Annotated in this window: 18 protein-coding genes; 12 read left to right on the top strand and 6 right to left on the bottom strand. The window is 29.4% G+C overall.

Annotated features, from left to right (window positions below):
* Positions 1-69: 69 nt before the first annotated feature.
* On the top strand, positions 70-2232 hold the full coding sequence (locus MKD41_RS15115; RefSeq protein WP_240243177.1) for a peptidylprolyl isomerase: 2163 nt from the start codon (positions 70-72) through the stop codon (positions 2230-2232).
* A 370-nt stretch (positions 2233-2602) separates the two neighbouring features.
* On the opposite strand, the gene rho is transcribed toward MKD41_RS15115, so the two are convergent.
* Entirely contained in the window at positions 2603-4315 is a 1713-nt protein-coding gene (gene rho / locus MKD41_RS15120) for a transcription termination factor Rho (protein ID WP_240243178.1), read from the bottom strand.
* Between the two features lie 217 nt (positions 4316-4532).
* Between rho and MKD41_RS15125 the strand changes: the two genes are divergently transcribed.
* From MKD41_RS15125 to MKD41_RS15135, 3 genes are all read left to right on the top strand, one after another.
* Positions 4533-4967: a DUF4293 domain-containing protein gene (locus MKD41_RS15125; RefSeq protein WP_240243179.1), complete on the top strand. Its 435-nt coding sequence runs from the start codon at positions 4533-4535 to the stop codon at positions 4965-4967.
* 154 nt (positions 4968-5121) lie between these two features.
* Positions 5122-5781 (top strand): response regulator, encoded by a 660-nt coding sequence (locus MKD41_RS15130; RefSeq protein WP_240243180.1) that lies wholly within the window; start codon positions 5122-5124, stop codon positions 5779-5781.
* Between the two features lie 25 nt (positions 5782-5806).
* Positions 5807-7531 (top strand): tetratricopeptide repeat-containing sensor histidine kinase, encoded by a 1725-nt coding sequence (locus tag MKD41_RS15135; protein WP_240243181.1) that lies wholly within the window; start codon positions 5807-5809, stop codon positions 7529-7531.
* Here MKD41_RS15135 and MKD41_RS15140 read toward each other — a convergent pair.
* Positions 7528-8022 carry a metallophosphoesterase family protein gene (locus MKD41_RS15140; protein WP_240243182.1) on the bottom strand — a complete coding sequence of 165 codons (495 nt, stop codon included), beginning with the start codon at positions 8020-8022 and terminating at the stop codon, positions 7528-7530. The two genes, MKD41_RS15135 and MKD41_RS15140, sit on opposite strands and share 4 nt — an antisense overlap.
* 49 nt (positions 8023-8071) lie before the next feature.
* Between MKD41_RS15140 and truA the strand changes: the two genes are divergently transcribed.
* Together truA and MKD41_RS15150 are read left to right on the top strand one after the other, a co-directional pair.
* Entirely contained in the window at positions 8072-8851 is a 780-nt protein-coding gene (gene truA / locus MKD41_RS15145) for a tRNA pseudouridine(38-40) synthase TruA (protein WP_371824272.1), read from the top strand.
* Positions 8844-10610 carry an ABC transporter ATP-binding protein gene (locus tag MKD41_RS15150; RefSeq protein ID WP_240243183.1) on the top strand — a complete coding sequence of 589 codons (1767 nt, stop codon included), beginning with the start codon at positions 8844-8846 and terminating at the stop codon, positions 10608-10610. Before truA ends, MKD41_RS15150 begins: the two co-directional genes overlap by 8 nt.
* 199 nt (positions 10611-10809) lie before the next feature.
* Here the strand turns inward: MKD41_RS15150 and cdaA are convergent, their stop codons facing one another.
* Genes cdaA through MKD41_RS15170 form a run of 4 tightly spaced genes read right to left on the bottom strand, consistent with a single transcriptional unit; the run spans position 10810 to position 13749 of the window.
* Positions 10810-11583: a diadenylate cyclase CdaA gene (cdaA, locus tag MKD41_RS15155; RefSeq protein WP_240243184.1), complete on the bottom strand. Its 774-nt coding sequence runs from the start codon at positions 11581-11583 to the stop codon at positions 10810-10812.
* 45 nt (positions 11584-11628) lie between these two features.
* The gene (locus MKD41_RS15160) at positions 11629-12339 is read right to left on the bottom strand and encodes a hypothetical protein (protein WP_240243185.1); all 711 of its coding nucleotides are present in this window, start codon (positions 12337-12339) and stop codon (positions 11629-11631) included.
* Position 12340: 1 nt separating this feature from the next.
* A complete protein-coding gene (gene folP / locus MKD41_RS15165) occupies positions 12341-13168 on the bottom strand; it encodes a dihydropteroate synthase (RefSeq protein WP_240243186.1) in 828 nt (275 codons plus the stop codon).
* On the bottom strand, positions 13168-13749 hold the full coding sequence (locus MKD41_RS15170; RefSeq protein ID WP_240243187.1) for a TIGR00730 family Rossman fold protein: 582 nt from the start codon (positions 13747-13749) through the stop codon (positions 13168-13170). The genes folP and MKD41_RS15170 overlap by 1 nt, the downstream gene beginning before the upstream one ends.
* Before the next feature lie 65 nt (positions 13750-13814).
* Here MKD41_RS15170 and MKD41_RS15175 point away from each other — a divergent pair, with 65 nt between their 5' ends.
* From MKD41_RS15175 to MKD41_RS15200, 6 genes are all read left to right on the top strand, one after another.
* Positions 13815-14354, top strand: coding sequence for a DUF1599 domain-containing protein (locus tag MKD41_RS15175; RefSeq protein ID WP_240243188.1), 540 nt, complete (start codon positions 13815-13817; stop codon positions 14352-14354).
* Between the two features lie 12 nt (positions 14355-14366).
* Entirely contained in the window at positions 14367-15332 is a 966-nt protein-coding gene (locus tag MKD41_RS15180; protein WP_240243189.1) for a DoxX family protein, read from the top strand.
* Positions 15332-15703 carry a fluoride efflux transporter CrcB gene (gene crcB / locus MKD41_RS15185; protein WP_240243190.1) on the top strand — a complete coding sequence of 124 codons (372 nt, stop codon included), beginning with the start codon at positions 15332-15334 and terminating at the stop codon, positions 15701-15703. The genes MKD41_RS15180 and crcB overlap by 1 nt, the downstream gene beginning before the upstream one ends.
* Positions 15704-15924: 221 nt before the next feature.
* Positions 15925-16263 carry a P-II family nitrogen regulator gene (locus tag MKD41_RS15190; protein ID WP_240243191.1) on the top strand — a complete coding sequence of 113 codons (339 nt, stop codon included), beginning with the start codon at positions 15925-15927 and terminating at the stop codon, positions 16261-16263.
* 38 nt (positions 16264-16301) lie between these two features.
* Positions 16302-17498: an ammonium transporter gene (locus MKD41_RS15195; protein ID WP_240243192.1), complete on the top strand. Its 1197-nt coding sequence runs from the start codon at positions 16302-16304 to the stop codon at positions 17496-17498.
* Positions 17499-17542: 44 nt separating this feature from the next.
* Positions 17543-18226: a hypothetical protein gene (locus MKD41_RS15200; RefSeq protein WP_240243193.1), complete on the top strand. Its 684-nt coding sequence runs from the start codon at positions 17543-17545 to the stop codon at positions 18224-18226.
* Positions 18227-18265 lie beyond the last annotated feature (39 nt).

An 18265-nucleotide genomic window follows, 5' to 3' on the forward strand; every position in this document is an offset into this window, starting at 1 on the left:
TACTAAATTCACTTTCATAATTAAATACTTAATTGTATTTTCGCAAACTGTAATAAAACAAATAATATAATGGCAATTTTATCAAAAATTAGAGATCGTTCAATGTTCCTAATCCTAATAGTAGGTTTAGCACTTTTTGCATTTGTACTTGATCCAAGCTCAATACAACAATTTTTCAGTTCAAGTAAGGTTAACTCTGTAGGAGAAGTTAATGGTGAAGATATTGATAGAGAGGAATTTGCAAGTCAAGTAGAAGCCTACAGAACGCAAAGTGGTGGTAGAGCTACTCAAATGCAAGCTGTAAATGCTGTTTGGACTGGAATGGTTAGTGAAAAAATATTTGAAGACCAACTTGAAAAAGCTGGAATTGTAATTGGAGAAAAAGATATTTGGGATGCTATGACTTCTTTGCAAGAAATTCAAAGTTCTCCACTTTTCAAAAATGAAGCAAATCTTTTTGATGAAGAAAAACTAAAAGAATATATAGCTAACATGAAAGATGAAGCTGAGTCTGGTAATAACCAAGCTTGGTTAAACTGGTTGGCAACAGAAAAAAATATTAAACAAAACTTACAACGCCAAGCGTATACATCTTTAGTACAAGCTGGCTTAGGAGCTTCTTTAAAAGAAGGAGAAAGAGATTATTTGTTTAATAATACCAAAATGGATGCACAATTTGTATATGTACCTTATAGTTCTATTCCAGATAGTTTAGGGTATGTTTCAAAAGACGAAATCCAAAAGTACTTAAATGATAATAAAAAAAGATTTAAACCTGAAGCAGCTAGAACATTAAAATATGTGAAGTTTGATATTGTACCTTCTGAAGCAGATGATGCTGAAGCAAAAAAACTTGTAGAAAGTTATATTGAAGATAGAGAAGAGTACAGTAATGCCGCTAAAACTACAGTTAAAATTGCAGGTTTAAAAAGCACTACTAATTACGAAGATTTTTTAAATGATAATAGATCTGATTTAGCAATTGATAATGGTTATAAATATAAAAATCAAATCTTTGCTGAAGTTTCTGATGAAGTTTTTAATGCAGAAATTGGAACTGTTGTAGGACCATACAAACAAAATGGTTATTACAAAATATCTAAAGTTGTTGAGGTTATTCAAATACCAGATTCAGTAAAATCAAGTCATATAATAATACCATTTGCTGGTACAACTAGATCTACTTCTACAGTAACTAGAGAACAAGCTAAAAAAACAGCAGATAGTGTTTATGCTTTAGTGAGAAACAATAAATCTAAATTTATTGAAATCGCTGATGAAATTAATACTGATGGAACTAAAGGAAATGGTGGAGACATTGGATGGGTAAGAAAAGATCAAGCTTTTTCACCTTCTTTTGATAAAGACTTTGCTGATTTTATTTATAAAAATAAAGAAGGAAGTATTGATGTTATTGAAACTGCTTTTGGTTTTCATATTATTAAAATAGACGAACAAACTGCTCCTGAAAAAGCTGTTAGATTAGCAACTTTTGCACGTTTAGTTGAAGCTTCTGAAGAAACTGAAAATATGCTTTTTGAACAAGCTGAAACCTTAAACGCAAGTTTGTCTGAAGGAAAAGATATTGATCAATTAGCTACAGAATTGAATTATAAAGTTCAAACAGCACTTAACTTAAAAGCATTAGCTGAGAACATACCAGGTTTAGGAGCACAAAGACAAATGGTTACTTGGGCTTTTGATGGTGAAAGAGAAATAGGAGACTCTAAAAGATTTGATGTTGATGTTTCAGGAAAAAGAAGTTATGCTGTTGCCGTTTTAAGTGGTAAAGTTGAAGAAGATGGTGTTGCTGTAAGCTCTGATTTATTAGCGAGCATTAGACCAGAATTAATGGATAAGAAAAAAGCATCACTTATTAAAAAGAAAATGACAGGTACTACTCTTGACGAAATTGCTAAAAATAGCGGTGTAAATGTTAGAAGTGCTTCTGCAGTAAATCTATCTAGCCCTTTAATTTCTGGAGTTGGAAATGAACCAGCTGTTGTAGGGGCAATGTCTACAAGTAAATTAGATCAAGTTTCTGATTTTGTTGAAGGTGAAAAAGGTGTGTTTGTTTTTAAAGTAACAAAGCGTGATGCTCCTGTAGATTTAGAAAACTATGATACTTTCCGTAAAAAAGTTGTAACACAATTACAAGCTAGAGGAGGTCAAATATTTAGTGTGTTAGAAGAAACAGCAGATATTAAAGATTATAGAAGTAAATTCTTTTAGAAAGAAGAAAGCTTATTAAAATATAAAAAATCGTCTAAATTAATTTTTAGACGATTTTTTTATACATAAAGGTTATAAAGACTTTTAGTAAAAATATTTACTTGTTAAACCTTTATAATTTTACCTTATAAATCTTTGTTTTAAGCTTGTTTGCAGTGCTTATTTATGTTTTGTTATTATTGGAGTGTAGATTGCTTTAATACGTTATTATTAGACGGTAATCTTTAAAATTACAGTATTTTATTAATTGACAATAAAAAAGAAATTGATATGCTTAAAAAATTTATTAAGTAATAGGTGGTATAAAAAAACTCCAAAGAAATTACTTCTCTGGAGTTTTAAAATTTATTTTAGATTATTAGTCTAATAATTAACCATTCATAGAGATTAAAAATTCTTCATTAGAATTGGTATATTGTATCTTATCTTTAATAAATTCCATTGCCTCAACAGGGTTCATATCAGCTAAATATTTTCTAAGTACCCACATGCGTTTTACTGTTTTTTCGTCTAATAGTAAATCATCTCTACGTGTACTAGATTTAACTAGGTCAATAGCCGGATAAATTCTACGGTTAGCAATATTTCTTTCTAATTGAAGTTCCATATTACCCGTTCCTTTAAATTCTTCAAAAATAACTTCGTCCATTTTAGAACCAGTTTCTGTTAGAGCTGTAGCTATAATAGAAAGAGAACCTCCATTTTCAATATTACGTGCGGCTCCAAAGAAACGTTTTGGTTTGTGCAGTGCGTTTGCATCAATACCACCAGATAGTATTTTACCTGATGCTGGTGCAACAGTATTATAAGCTCTAGCTAAACGTGTAATAGAGTCTAGTAAAATAACAACATCGTGTCCACACTCAACTAATCTTTTTGCTTTTTCTAAAACAATATTAGCAACTTTAACGTGCTTTTCAGCTGGTTCATCAAAAGTAGAAGCAACAACTTCTCCGCGTACACTACGTTGCATGTCTGTAACCTCTTCTGGACGTTCATCAATTAATAAAATTATTTGATATACTTCTGGGTGGTTAGATGCTATTGAGTTAGCTATATCTTTTAGTAACATTGTTTTCCCAGTTTTAGGTTGAGAAACAATCATACCTCTTTGTCCTTTTCCAATTGGGCAAAATAAGTCCATTATTCTAGTAGATAATGTACTTGACCTTCCTGCTAAATTAAATTTTTCTTGAGGAAATAGAGGTGTTAAATGTTCAAAAGAAACTCTGTCTCTTACAACATTAGGGTTTAAACCATTTATTTTAGAAACTCTAATTAATGGAAAATATTTTTCGCCTTCTTTTGGTGGTCTTACTACACCTTTAACTGTATCTCCAGTTTTTAAACCAAATAATTTTATTTGAGATTGCGATAAGTAAATATCATCTGGAGATGATAAATAATTATAATCTGAAGAACGTAAAAAGCCATAACCGTCAGGCATCATTTCTAAAACACCTTCACTTTCAATAATACCATCGAACTCATAATCAGGATCTCTATAGCGATTGTTATTTTTACGCTGTCCTTTATTGTTGTTTGATTGTTGATTATTTTGTTGTTTGTTCTGATTTTGTTGCTTTTGCTTGTTCTGCTGATTTTGTTGAGGTTGTTTTTGCTGAACAGGCTTTGCTTGAGGTTTGTTTTTAGGAGGAGTTGGTTGGTCGGCTACATCTGTTGCATTTTCTTTTTTTGCAACAGCTTCTGTTTTGGGTTTTGGTTGTGCTTTAACTGCTTTTTTTGGTTTTGCAGGTGTAGTTTTAGTAGCAGCTTTTTGTTTTGTAGTATTTGGTGTTGTAGCTTCTTTAACTTCTACCTCTGTTTTTGGTGCTTCAGAACTAAAAGGTTTTTTTTCTTTTACTGTAGTAGTTTTTTTTACGATTCTTTTTCGTTTTGGTTTGTTATCACTGGGTGTAGGCTCTTTCTTAGTGATTTTTGAAGGGTTTGAAGCTTGTATGTCTAATATTAAATAAACTAAATCTAGTTTTTTTAATTGACTGTATTTTTTTGCTCCAATAGTTTTTGCTATCTCCTGTAATTCAACAAGAGTTTTCTCCTTTAGTTGGGAAATTTCAAACATCTGTTAATTTGTAATTAGTGTTAATATGTGTATATTAAAAATTTGTGTTTTTAAAACTGTATTATAGTGAATTATAATAAGTGGTAATTGGTTGTTTTTTAGTTGTAGTTGGTTACTGTGCTAATAGCAACTGATTGCAAATATATAAAAATATTTCACATAGTATAGTTTTAATCTTTAAAAATAAAACGTATTTTTGTCGTCCATTATTATAATTATGATTCAAAGAATACAAACTATTTATTTATTGTTGGCAACTATATTGTCTGGAGGAAGTATTTTCCTTTTTAATTTATGGGTTAATAATGAGGGCGTTAAATTTTTTGTAATGGATTCTTTTAATTCAAATAATACATTGTTAATTGTAATGGCTGTATTATTTTTTCTATCTGCTCTATTAACTTTTGTAGCTATTTTTCAATTTAAAAAGCGTCAATTACAGTTTGTTTTAGGTAGATTATCAATTTTGATCAATTTTATTTTATTAGGTATTCTCGTATATTTTGCGCAAAACTTATCTGGAGAAATTAATGTTTCTGAGAAGGGTATTGGGTTGCTGATTCCAATTTTAACAATAGTATTAGTTGTAATGGCTAATAAAGCAATTAAGAAGGATGAAGAACTTGTAAAATCTGTAGACAGATTACGTTAAACCTAACATCTTAGTATATTTAGTGCAAGGAAAACCATTTTAATTTTATTAAAATGGTTTTTTGCTTCTAACGGTTTTTGGTGATGCGTAAATATCACTATATTTAAGTATGGTTTTAAAAATTTATAATTAATATATTTGATAAGGGAAATTTATGAAAAAGATCAAAGTTCATATTGCAGACGATCATCAATTATTAATTGATGGTATAGAAGCAGTTTTATCATCTGAAGAAAACATTGAAGTTGTTGGGAGCTCTCTTAATGGTGAAGATGTTTTAAATTGGTTTGCTTCGAAAGAAGCTGATATTCTAATTTTAGATATTAATATGCCTAAAGTAGATGGAATTGCAGTTTTGCAAAGTTTTTTGAACAATAATTTTCAACAAAAAGTGATTGTACTATCAAGCTATGATGATACTAAACTTATTAAAGAAGTGTTGAAAATTGGAGCAAGTGGTTTTTTAGCTAAAAAATGTGCTGGAGAACATATTGTTGAAGCTATAAACGAAGTTTATAATGGTAAACAATATTTTAGTGAAAGTATTAAAGATAAATTATTGTCTACTTTTACTAATAATTTTTCGAGTGTTGATGCAATGCCGAGAGAAAGTTCATTTTTTAGTTCACTAACTCCAAGAGAAATAGAAGTTCTTCAGCTAATATGTAAACAATTCAATTCAAAAGAAATTAGTAGTGCTCTTAATATTAGTACTAATACAGTTGAAACTCATCGAAAAAATTTAATCAATAAATTAAAAGTTAAAAATGTTGTTGGCTTGGCTATTTATGCGATAAAAAACAATATTGTTTAAACTTTTTAGTCTCTTATAAATTATTATGAACTTAATAAAATTACTATTAATTGTAATTGTTTGTTTTACAACTGTAGACACTCCTTTTTATGCTCGTAATTCAAAAGATATAGTTTTAAATAATTTAGAGGAAACATTTTTTATTTCTGAAGATGAAGCATTGGTTTCTATTAAAATTTTAATTGATTCTGGAAAATATGAAGAAGCCTTACAAAAGTTAAATACATTTATTGATAAAGCTAAAAGCATAAATAATAAGCAACAGTTAATTGAAGGATACATGTTGTTGTCAACTATTTTTAGAGAACATGGAGATTATAAAAAGTCAACCAATACATTTAATAAAGTAATTCCTTTTGTTTTAAATGATCCAGAAAAGCTTCAATATATTTATTTTAAAAAAGGGGGAAATTTTCAATTAGATAATCAGATAGATTCTGCAAAAGTAAATTATGAAAAAGCAGTAATAGAGGGCTATAAAGTAGAGAGAAATGAAGATTTAAAAGCTAAAATTTATGCAAATTTATCTGGTATTTTTTATTTACAAGCCAATTATGATAAAGCCATTGAAAACTATAAAATAGCAGCTAATTACCAAGATATTTTAGGGAATAAAGACATAGAAGCGGGTATTTTAAATAATCTCGGTAGTGTGTATTATATGCAAGAAAAATATAAAGAAGCTCTTGATGTTTTTCAGCAAGCATTTGATTTGGTAGGCTTTGGACAAGGAGATATTCAAAAACAAACAAGGCGTTCTTCTTATATTAATATGGCGTATGCCTATAGTGGTTTAAAAAACTATAAAAAAGCATTTGAATATCAAGATAAGTTTTTTTCGTTAAACGATTCTATACAGCAAGAGTTAAAATATAAAGAAATAGCTGTAATTCAATCTCAATATAGTTTAGCAACAAAAGAAAGAGAAACAGAAATAGAAAAGGCTAAGAGAAAAGATGCTGAAATATTAACGTATGGTTTAGGTCTTGCTGTTCTAATACTTTTATCAGGTATTTATGCATTGTACAAAGTTTATAGGTTGAATAAAAAAAATTACCAACTTAAAATAAGTCAAACCAAATTGTTAAATCAAAATAAAATAGATAAAATTAAAAGCGATTTACAATTAGAAATTTTGGCAGCTACTTTAGATGGTAGGTTAGAAGAACGAAAAAATATAGCAAGTGTATTGCACGATAATGTAAGTGCTTTACTTTCTGCAATAAATTTACATTTATACGCAAGTAAAAAGAAAATTAAAGGTACTATTCCGGTTGAAATTGATAAAGCTCAAAGTATTTTGTCTGAAGCTTCTGAGCAAGTTAGAGATTTATCGCATAACTTAATGTCTGCCGTTTTATTAAAATTTGGATTGGAAGTGGCAGTTCAAGATTTATGCGAAAAACTATCAAATTCTAATATTATTCTTACGAGTAATTCTAAAAATATAGGAAGATTTAATCAAACTTTTGAAATAAAAATGTTTACGGTTATTAACGAGCTTTTAAATAATATTTTAAAACATAGTGAAGCTAGTAATGGAACCGTTAAATTAGAGCAATTAAATGGAAATTTACAAGTAGTTGTTTTTGATGATGGAATAGGGTTTGATATTGATGAAATTGAGTTTAAAAGTGGTGTTGGTTTAAGTCAAATTAAGGCTAGAATACAAGTGCTAAAAGGATTGTTAAATATAAAATCTACCGAAGACGGAACCCGTATTTTTATTTCGGTACCAATAGTGTATTAACGTTTTTCAAGTTCAATAATTTCTAAATTAGTAATGTTTCCTTTAGCAATTTCAAAACGAAGCATTGTTCTTACTTTATGAAATCCGTGTTTACCAACAGCTCCAGGATTTAAGTGAAGTAAGTTTAATTTTTTATCATATATAACTTTTAAAATATGCGAATGCCCACTAATAAAAATTTTAGGAGGATTTTCAATCAATGCAGCTTTAATTCTTTGGTCGTACCTATTTGGGTAGCCTCCAATATGTGTTATCCAAACAGAAACTCCTTCAATTTCAAATTTATTATCTAATGGAAATTCAGATCTAATTATTTTATCATCAATATTTCCATAAACGGCTCTTACCGGTTTTATTTTAGAAATTGTATCTGTTACTTCAATAGCTCCAATGTCACCTGCATGCCAAACTTCATCAGCTTGTTTTACATACTTCAATATTTTAGCATCAATATAACTATGGGTATCGGAAAGAAGTAGTATTTTTTTCATGCTTGTTTCATTAATTGTTAAAATTTAAACTGGTAAATAACTCTTATATTTGCAAACAACAAAATTAGCATTTCAATTGAGATATTTTATAGAAATAGCATATAAAGGTACAAATTACCATGGTTGGCAATACCAACCCAATGCGGTTACCATTCAAGAATCAATAAATAAAGCCCTTTCTCTAATTTTTAAAAGAACCATAGATGTTGTTGGGGCTGGAAGAACAGATGCCGGTGTTCATGCTGAACAACTGTATGCGCATTTAGATTTAGAGGAAGATTTTGATATTGATAAAACTAAATATAAATTAAATTCATTACTATCTAAAGATATAGCTATTCTTAATATTTTTAAAGTTACTAATAATGCACATGCACGTTTTGATGCAGAAAGTAGAAGTTACCAGTATAGAATTTATTTTGGAAAAAATCCATTTTTAATGAATACTACTTGGCAAATTATTAATAAAAAGTTAAATGTAGATTTAATGAATGAAGCAGCTAAAATTTTGCTAACTTACACCGATTTTCAATGTTTTTCTCGTTCAAATACCGATGTTAGAACTTATAATTGTGCTGTTAATAAAGCAATTTGGGTGCAAAAAAATAAATCGTTAATTTTTTATATTTCAGCAGATAGATTTTTAAGAAATATGGTAAGAGCTATTGTTGGTACTTTAATTGAAGTAGGGACAGGAAAAACAACATTAGAAGAATTTAAAAAAATAATTGAGAGTAAAGATAGAAGAAATGCAGGTCCTTCAGCACCAGCAAAAGGTTTATTTTTAACCGAAGTAAACTATCCGAAAAATGTATTTATAAATGAGTAAAAAAGTTACAGGCAAAGCTTTTGATTTAAATATCTTTAGTAGATTAATGTCCTTTGCTAAAATATACCGTTGGGAATTTACAATAAGTACTTTAGCCGCAATATTACTTTCGTTAGTTTCAATAGCTAAACCGGTTTTATTGCAAGAAATTGTAAATACTTATTTTGAAAATAAAGATAAAGAAGGAATCTTATATTTTTCATTAATAATGGTTGCTTTTTTACTTGCTGAAGTATTGCTGCAATTTTTGTTTATCTATAAAGTAAATTGGCTAGGCCAACATATTATTATGGATATTAGGGTGAAATTGCAGAAACATATGTTGCAGTTTAAAATGGCTTATTTTGATAAATCTTCTGTAGGTAAATTAGTTACCCGATTGGTTTCTGATACAGAAACTATTGCGCAATTTTTTGGGCAAGGTTTGTTTATGATTATAAGTGATTTATTAAAAATGTTGGTTGTAGCAATTGTAATGCTATTTATGAATTGGAAACTAGCCTTAATAGCATTTATTATTTTACCAATAATGATATATGCAACCAAATTATTTCAAATTGCTATAAAAGCTGCATTTCAAGAAGTTAGAATTCAAGTTGCTAATTTAAATGGTTTTGTGCAAGAGCGCGTTACAGGTATGAATATTGTACAACTTTTTAATCGTGAAAAGTTAGAATATGAAAACTTTGTAAAAATTAACGAAAAACATAAAAAAGCACAAGTTAAAACAGTTTGGTATTATTCAATATTTTTTCCTATTGCAGAAATTTTAACATCAATTGCTGTTGGTTTAATGGTTTGGTACGGTGGGTTAGATATTGTAAATTCAGGAATTACTAATGCAGGTGAAATAATAGCTTTTATTATGATGTCTCAAATGTTGTTTAGACCATTAAGACAAATAGCCGATAAATTTAACACTCTTCAAATGGGGATGGTTGCAGGTGATCGTGTGTTTGAAATATTAGATACAAAAAGTCAGATTGATAAAACAGGAACTGTTGAAGCAACAAACTTTAGAGGTGATATTGCTTTTAAAAATGTGCGATTTAGTTATATAAAAGGCGAAGAGGTTTTAAAAGGAATTTCTTTTAAAGTAAATGCGGGTGAAACTGTAGCAATTGTAGGTGCAACTGGAGCAGGAAAATCTACTATTATTAATTTGGTAAATCGTTTTTATGAAATTAATGAAGGAGAAATATGTGTTGATAATCATAATATAGAGCAGTATACATTACATTCATTAAGAAATCAGATAGCGGTTGTATTACAAGATGTATTTTTATTTTCAGATACTATTTTTAATAATATTGTACTTAATAAAGAGGGAATTACTTTAGATGATGTTAAAAATGCAGCTAAAGAAATTGGTATTCATAAATTTATTATGAGCTTACCAGGAGATTATAATTACGATGTAAAAGAACGAGGAGCAATGCTTTCTTCTGGACAGCGTCAATTAATTGCTTTTTTACGAGCTTATGTAAGTAATCCTAGTGTGTTAATTTTAGATGAAGCCACGTCTTCTATAGATTCGTATTCAGAAAAATTAATACAAGATGCTACAGATAAAATAACAAAACATCAAACGTCAATAATAATTGCGCATAGATTAACAACCATAAAAAATGCAGATAAAATTATTGTAATGGATAAAGGTGAGATTGTTGAGCAAGGTTCCCATATAGAATTATTAGAGAAAGACGGTCATTATAGAAATTTATATAATATGCAGTTTTCTAGTGAAATTGCTTCTTAGTTTTTAAGTCTCGAAGTTAAAAAGTTGAAAGGTTGAAGAGGTGAAAAGACGGTGGCTGAGTGGAGTCGAAGCTTATTACAATAAAAAACATTACTGCAATAATCTTATTTATTGGAGTGGAGTTAACTTTTTTTAAATATTTAATGGATGAAACGTTTGGAAGTAGAAAGTTAAAAAGTTTTTTTGATTTAACTAACAACTAATTCAAATCATAACGAATCATTTCAATTAATTCATTGTAGTTTTTGTAGAGTACAAATTCGCCATCTTTTATGTATGATATTTTTCCAGTTTCTTCAGAAATAACAATGCACAAGGCATCTGTTTTTTCAGTAATACCAATTGCAGCTCTATGTCTTAAACCAAATCGAGCAGGAAGTTCTTTTTTAGAAAGAGGTAGAACAACTCTTGTGGCTATTATAAAATTTTCTTTAACAATCATTGCACCATCATGTAAAGGGCTATTTTTATAAAAAACACTTTCTATAATAGGCTGATTTATTTCAGCATTCATAGTATCTCCAGTATTTTTTACAAAGTCTAGGTTGTGGGTGCGTTCCAATACAATTAAAGCGCCGGTTTTTGTAGCTGCCATAGTTTCGCAAGCTGTTATAATTACTTCAACATCCATATTAGTATGGATTTCGGTTTTTAGAAATTTTAGTTGCTTTAAAAAATTTCTTTTATTGCTGAAATTGGTAGAACCTAACATTAGTAAAAATTTTCGGACTTCAGGTTGAAATACAATTAAAATAGCAATGGCACCTACACTAATTAAAGTACCGAGTATACCACTAAGCATTTCCATTTGAAGTGCCTGTGTTATTTTCCAAATTAAAACAACTAGTGCAATACCAATAAATATATTAATAGCTACCGTTCCTTTTAGTAATTTGTATATTGAGTAAAGTAGAATAGCAACTAATACTATATCTAAAGCGTCAAGAAAAGTAAAGTCTAAAAAATCTAGCATGTGATAATTTTTGGTAAAAGTATAAAAAAGATTGCAACTATATAATTATTCGCAACCGCAATCTGGAACCTTTAAAGGATCAAAAATAAATTCTAAATTATTAATTAAAATGCCTGGGTTAGAAATGGATTTAATAAGTGTTAGATAATATAAATAATCTTGGTACAATAAATCTTGATTAAAATTTAAATGAAGCATCGTTTTGTTTCCTTCAGAAGAGAATTCTATAAACTCAAGTAATGTAGTAATTAATTCACCATCTTCCATTTTTGCATCATTAATCCAAGTGTTATTTGGGTTAAATACAAGGTTTATATTGTTGTAATTTAAGTAGTCTTCGCTATTCTCTTTGATATAGGTTTTAGATAAAACACTGTCTTGTTTATAAATTACACCATCAAATTTTATAAAAGAAAGTTTATCTGTAATGGTGTCTGCATAACTAAAATAATCAAATCTACCTTCTTTAGAATGTATGCCGTTAGCGTGTTTGTATTGAAATTCACTAATTGAAGGAATGATAGTTTTTAAAGGTAGTTTTCTGTCAATATTATAAATCCAATGGGTAGAACTTATGGTGTTTTTTCTGTTTATATTTGCAATAGTGTCGTTGTCTTTAACATCAAAAAACATCCATATTTGAGAATGGTCTTGTAATTCTTGAATTCCTTTTATGGCTAAAACGGGAATTTTAATTTCTTTTTTGTTGCAACTCAATAATGTGAGTGGAATTAATATGTATAAGAGTTTTTTCATTTTAATTTTTTAATAAATTTACAATTTTAATTGTTTCAACAGCTTCTTTCACATCATGAACTCTTAAAATGTTTGTTCCATTAAGTAGCGCAATTGTATTTGCTGCAGTTGTAGCGTTTAATGCGGTTTTAGCAGTTATATCAAGAGGTTTGTATAGCATAGATTTTCTAGAAATGCCTGTTAAAGTTGGGATTTCTAAGCTTTTAAAAATTTCTAAATTTTTTAATAGCCAATAATTTTGCCCAATGGTTTTACCAAAACCAAAACCAACATCTGCAATAATATCATTAACGGCTAAAGCACGTAATTCGTAAATTTTTTCTGAAAAATAATATAAAATATCTGTAATTACATTTTTATAGGTTGGATTGGTTTGCATATTTTGAGGAGTGCCTTGCATATGCATAATAATATAAGGTACTTGAAGTTTTGCAATGCTTTTAAACATTGCAGTATCCATACTTCCAGCTGAGATATCATTTATAATGCATGCGCCATTTTCTATACATTGTTGCGCTATATTGCTTCTAAAAGTGTCTATTGAAATTAATATTTCAGGGAATTCCTTAACAAGTAATTTTACAACAGGTAAAATGCGTTCTAATTCTTCTTTTTCAGAAATGTGTTTAGCGCCTGGGCGTGATGAATATGCACCAATATCAATAAAAGTAGCGCCTTCGGTTAGCATTTTTTTTACTTGCGAAATAATTGCAGCTTCATTTTTATAATTGCCGCCGTCAAAAAAAGAGTCTGGGGTAATATTTAAAATACCCATAACTTTTGGTGAAGTTAAGTCTACTAATGTTCCTTTACAATTAATTGATTGCATTATTTTACTACTTTATTTATAACTTTAGTTAGTATTGGTGCTTTGTATTTAAACATTTTTGTTAGTAAATCATCAATAGAATCACTTACTATTAACATTTCTTTGTTAGATTGTTTTAGATAACCTTCGGTTACCATTACATCTAGTTGTTTTATTAAATGGTTAAAAAATCCGTTGGTATTTAGGATACCAACTGGTTTTTGTTCAATTCCAAGTTGATTTAAAGTTAGGGCTTCAAAAATTTCATCTAAAGTTCCAAATCCTCCAGGTAATGCAATATAGCCGTCAACTAATTTGCTAATTTTAACTTTTCGTTTGCTCATTGTTTTAGTAACAATCATTTTGCTAATATTAGTATGTGCAACTTCTTCGTGACGTAACAATCCAGGAATAACACCAATTACTTCTCCTTTTTTTTCAATAATAGTATCTGCAATTATGCCCATCATTCCGATTTTTCCACCACCATAAACCAATCCAATATTGTTGGAAGCAAAATAATTACCAAGTTTTATGGCTTCATTTTTATAAACTTCATTAAAACCGAGGCTAGAACCACAAAAAACAGCTACTTTTTTCATTATTTATTAATTGATTTTTTATTTCATTAAATTTGTTCGAAATTTACGCAAATTATTAAAGTTACATGCAAAAAACTTCAAAACAATATAACGCCATTATTGCAAAATGCCGTACACTTTATATTAATAAGTTACAAGATTATGGTACTGCTTGGCGTATTTTAAGGTTACCATCTTTAACAGATCAAATTTTTATTAAGGCGCAACGTATTCGTCAATTACAACAAAATAGTGTTAGAAAAGTAGATGAAGGAGAGGTTTCTGAGTTTATTGGTATTATAAATTATTCTATTATGGCTTTAATTCAATTAGAAAAAGGTGTTGTAGAGCAGCCAGATATTTCTAATGAAAAAGCTATTGAATTATACGACAAGCACATTGTTATTACTAAAAAATTGATGGAAGATAAAAATCATGATTATGGAGAGGCTTGGAGAGATATGCGTGTAAGCTCTTTAACAGATTTAATTCTTCAAAAATTATTGCGTGTAAAACAAATTGAAGATAATAAAGGAAAAACAATTGTTTCTGAAGGAATAGATGCAAATTATCAAGATATGATAAATTATGCCGTTTTTGCCTTAATTCATATTAATGAAAAATAAAAATATATATTTATGAAATTACTAGTACACCTTTCTCGATTGATTGTTTCAATAACTTTTATTTTTTCAGGTTTTGTTAAACTAGTAGATCCGTTAGGTTCTGCTTATAAGTTTGAAGAATATTTTGGGGCAGACGTGTTAAATCTAGAGTTTTTAATTCCTTATGCATTACCATTTTCAATAGCATTAATTTTAGCAGAAATAATTTTAGGTGTTATGCTGTTGGTAGGATATTTACCTAAATTAACAGTTTGGAGTCTATTGCTGCTTATAGGGGTTTTTCTGTTTTTAACGTGGTATTCTGCATATTATAATAAGGTTACAGATTGTGGATGTTTTGGAGATGCTGTAAAATTATCTAGCTGGGGTACATTTTATAAAAATATAGTTTTAGTTGTATTTATACTTATTTTAGTAAAAGGTTATAAGCATATAACGCCATTGTTTAGTCCTGTTTTTGCAAAGTGGTCTACTTTTCTTTCTTTTTTAGTATTCTTTTATATTGTGTATTATGTTTTAATTCATCTGCCAATAATAGATTTTAGACCCTATGCAATTAGTAAAAATATTCCAGCGGAAATGGAATATGTTGGAACAAAAGAGCCTGCAATACACGATTTCTTTTTAGAGTCTTCTGAAGGTGAAGAGCTTACTTATGAGGTTTTAGAAGCTGAAAAAATGTTATTAGTTATTGCATATAATTTAGAAATTAGCGATAAAGAAGGATTTAAAGCTATTAAGCAAGCTACTGATAAGGCTTTAGAAAATGGATATAAAGTGTATGCATTGTCGGCTTCTATGAATGAAGATTTTCTTAAACTTAAAGAAACGTATAAGCTTAATTTTGAAATGCTTTTTGGTGATGAAACAATGTTAAAAACCATTATTCGATCAAACCCTGGTGTTATAACTTTAAATAAAGGTACTGTAACAGGTAAGTGGAGCTGGGTTGATGTTGATACAATTGAGTTTAATTAATGAAATCTCTTTTATTAGTTTTTTTTGGAGGTGGACTCGGTAGTGTACTTCGATACTTAGTGGGTAAATGGTCTAAAAGTATAGAAAGTGCTATTCCTTACGGAACTTTTTTAGTAAATATTATTGGAAGTATAATTATTGGTATTGTTTTAGGGTATGTTGCAAAAACCTCAAACAGTTCTAATAATTATGCTCTTTTGTTAGCAACAGGCTTTTGCGGAGGCTTTACTACTTTTTCCGCTTTTGTTTATGAAAATCACCTTTTTTTAAAAAATGGAGATTATTTTTCTTTCCTTATTTATACAATAGGTTCAATTGTTTTGGGTTTATTGGCGGTCTTTTTAGGATTCTACTTTTCAAAAGTATTTTAATTTACCTTTTTTTTATTCTTTTTTAACCTGTATTTGAAATACGGGAGAATCTTTGTGTCTTAATATGATAAAATAGTATATATTTATTTAGATACCCTTAAAAAAATAGGGGTAAAAAATTAATAATACGTAAAAATTACAGTTATACCCTAAAAAAATTAGGGGGTAAAAAAATATAAACATATTTTTGTTTCGAAATCAATTATAAAAATCACTTTATTATGAAGAAAATTGAAGCTATTATTAGAAAGTCAAAATTTGACGAAGTAAAAGATGCTTTGCATCAAATTGAAGTCAATTTCTTTAGTTACTGGGATGTAACTGGAGTAGGAAACGAAAAAGAAGGTCATGTGTATAGAGGTGTAAGTTATAGTACATCAGATATACAGCGAAGATTTTTATCAATTGTTGTTTCGGATCCTTTCTTGGAGATAACGATTAATGCTATTTTAAAATCGGCTGGTACAGGTGCGGTAGGAGATGGTAAAATATTTGTTTCAGAAGTGTTAGAGACGTATAGAATTAGAACAAAAGAAAAAGGTGTAGAGTCTTTAAACTAGTAAACTAAAAAATTAACTAATTACAAAAATAAAAAATTATGGAAGCTAACGCTGTATTAGACTTAATGTGGATTGTAATCTGCGGAATTTTAGTGTTTTTTATGCAAGCAGGATTTACGCTTGTTGAGGTAGGATTTACCAGAGGAAAAAACGCGGGAAATATAATAATGAAAAATTTTCTAGACTTATGTATAGGTAGTATCGGTTTTTGGGCTATTGGATATACAGTTATGTATGGGGAAACAATCGGTTCTTTTATTGGAACACCTACATTGTTTTTTGATGATGTAGAAAATATGCATAATTTATTCTTTCAAACGGTATTTGCTGCAACTGCTGCAACAATTGTATCTGGGGCTGTAGCCGGAAGAACTAAATTTACTACTTATATAATGTTCTCATTTATAATGACAGTAGTAATTTACCCAATTTCTGGTCACTGGGTGTGGCAAGGTGATGGTTGGTTAACTGAACTTGGGTTTGTTGATTTTGCAGGTTCTACAGTAGTACACTCCGTAGGTGGATGGGCTGCTTTGGTTGGTGCTATTTTAGTAGGGCCAAGACTTGGTAAATATACAAATGGAAAATCAAATGCTATACCTGGTCATAACTTAGTTTTAGGAGCTTTAGGGGTTTTTGTACTATGGTTAGGTTGGTTTGGATTTAATGGTGGTTCAGAATTAGCAATTTCAGGAGGAAGTGCAAACGCTGTTGCTGGAATTCTTATAACTACAAATTTAGCTGCTGCTGCTGGAGCGCTTTCTGCAATGACTGTTTCTTGGATGCGATATGGTAAGCCAGATATTTCAATGACTTTAAATGGGGCTTTAGCTGGTTTAGTAGCAATAACTGCTGGTTGTGCTGCTGTAAGTCCGATGGGGTCTTTTATAATAGGTATAATAGGTGGTGCTGTCGTAGTGCTTTCAATTGATTTTATAGATAAAAAACTTAAAGTTGATGACCCTGTGGGTGCTGTTTCTGTGCATGGAGTGTGTGGTGCATTAGGGACTTTATTGGTAGGTGTTTTTGCTGTTGATGGTGGATTGTTGTATGGTGGAGGTTTTTCTTTACTAGGAGTTCAGGCTATTGGAGTATTGGCAATTGGAGCTTGGGCTGCAGGTATGGCTTTTGTGGTGTTATTTATTTTAAAGAAAACTATTGGGTTAAGAGTTACTAAAGAAGAAGAGGTTGATGGATTAGATATACATGAGCATAAGTCTAATGTGTATAATTAATAGAATTCATATTAAGAATATTAATAAATTAAATTAAAAAAAGAATGAAAACAATTAAAAGAATATTATTAGTTTTTGTAGCAATTTTATCAATTTCTACTATGAATGCGCAAGAAGAATCAAGTAAGGCTAGTTTTGATATTGGTCTTGACTATGCGAGTAGGTATGTATGGAGAGGTTTAGAATTTTCTGATTCACCAGCTTTACAGCCTTATGCTGAAATGTCTTCAGGAAATTTTACAATGGGTTTTTGGGCATCTTATGAAACTGGAGGTCAAGTAGTCGGTCAAGAGTTTGATTTTTATGCAAGTTACTCTTTTGGAGCTGTTTCTGTAGGGTTTACAGATTATGCATTTCCTGTGGATGGAGCTTCTGATGGTTATTTTATGATGAAAAACCACATCGGTGAGGCTACCTTAAGTTTTGATGGTGTAGAGTCTTTTCCAATTTCATTAATGGTTGGTGCTAATATATATAATGATGATGATAATTCAATTTATACTGAATTAGGAGTGCCATTTAGTATTGGAGGTACAGAATTAGGTGCTTTTATTGGAGGTGGAAATGAAATATATACAACAGATGGTGATTTTGCTTTAACAAATATTGGTTTCTCAGCATCTAAAGATGTAACTATTACAGATGCTTTTAGTCTAGGTGTTTCTGCTTCAGCAATCTTTAATCCAGATACGGATGATGCTTATTTAGTATTTATACTTTCTCTATAATATTATAATTAGGTTTAGTTTAAAATTGTCTAATAACTT

Source organism: Lutibacter sp. A64 (assembly GCF_022429565.1).
GTDB lineage: Bacteria > Bacteroidota > Bacteroidia > Flavobacteriales > Flavobacteriaceae > Lutibacter.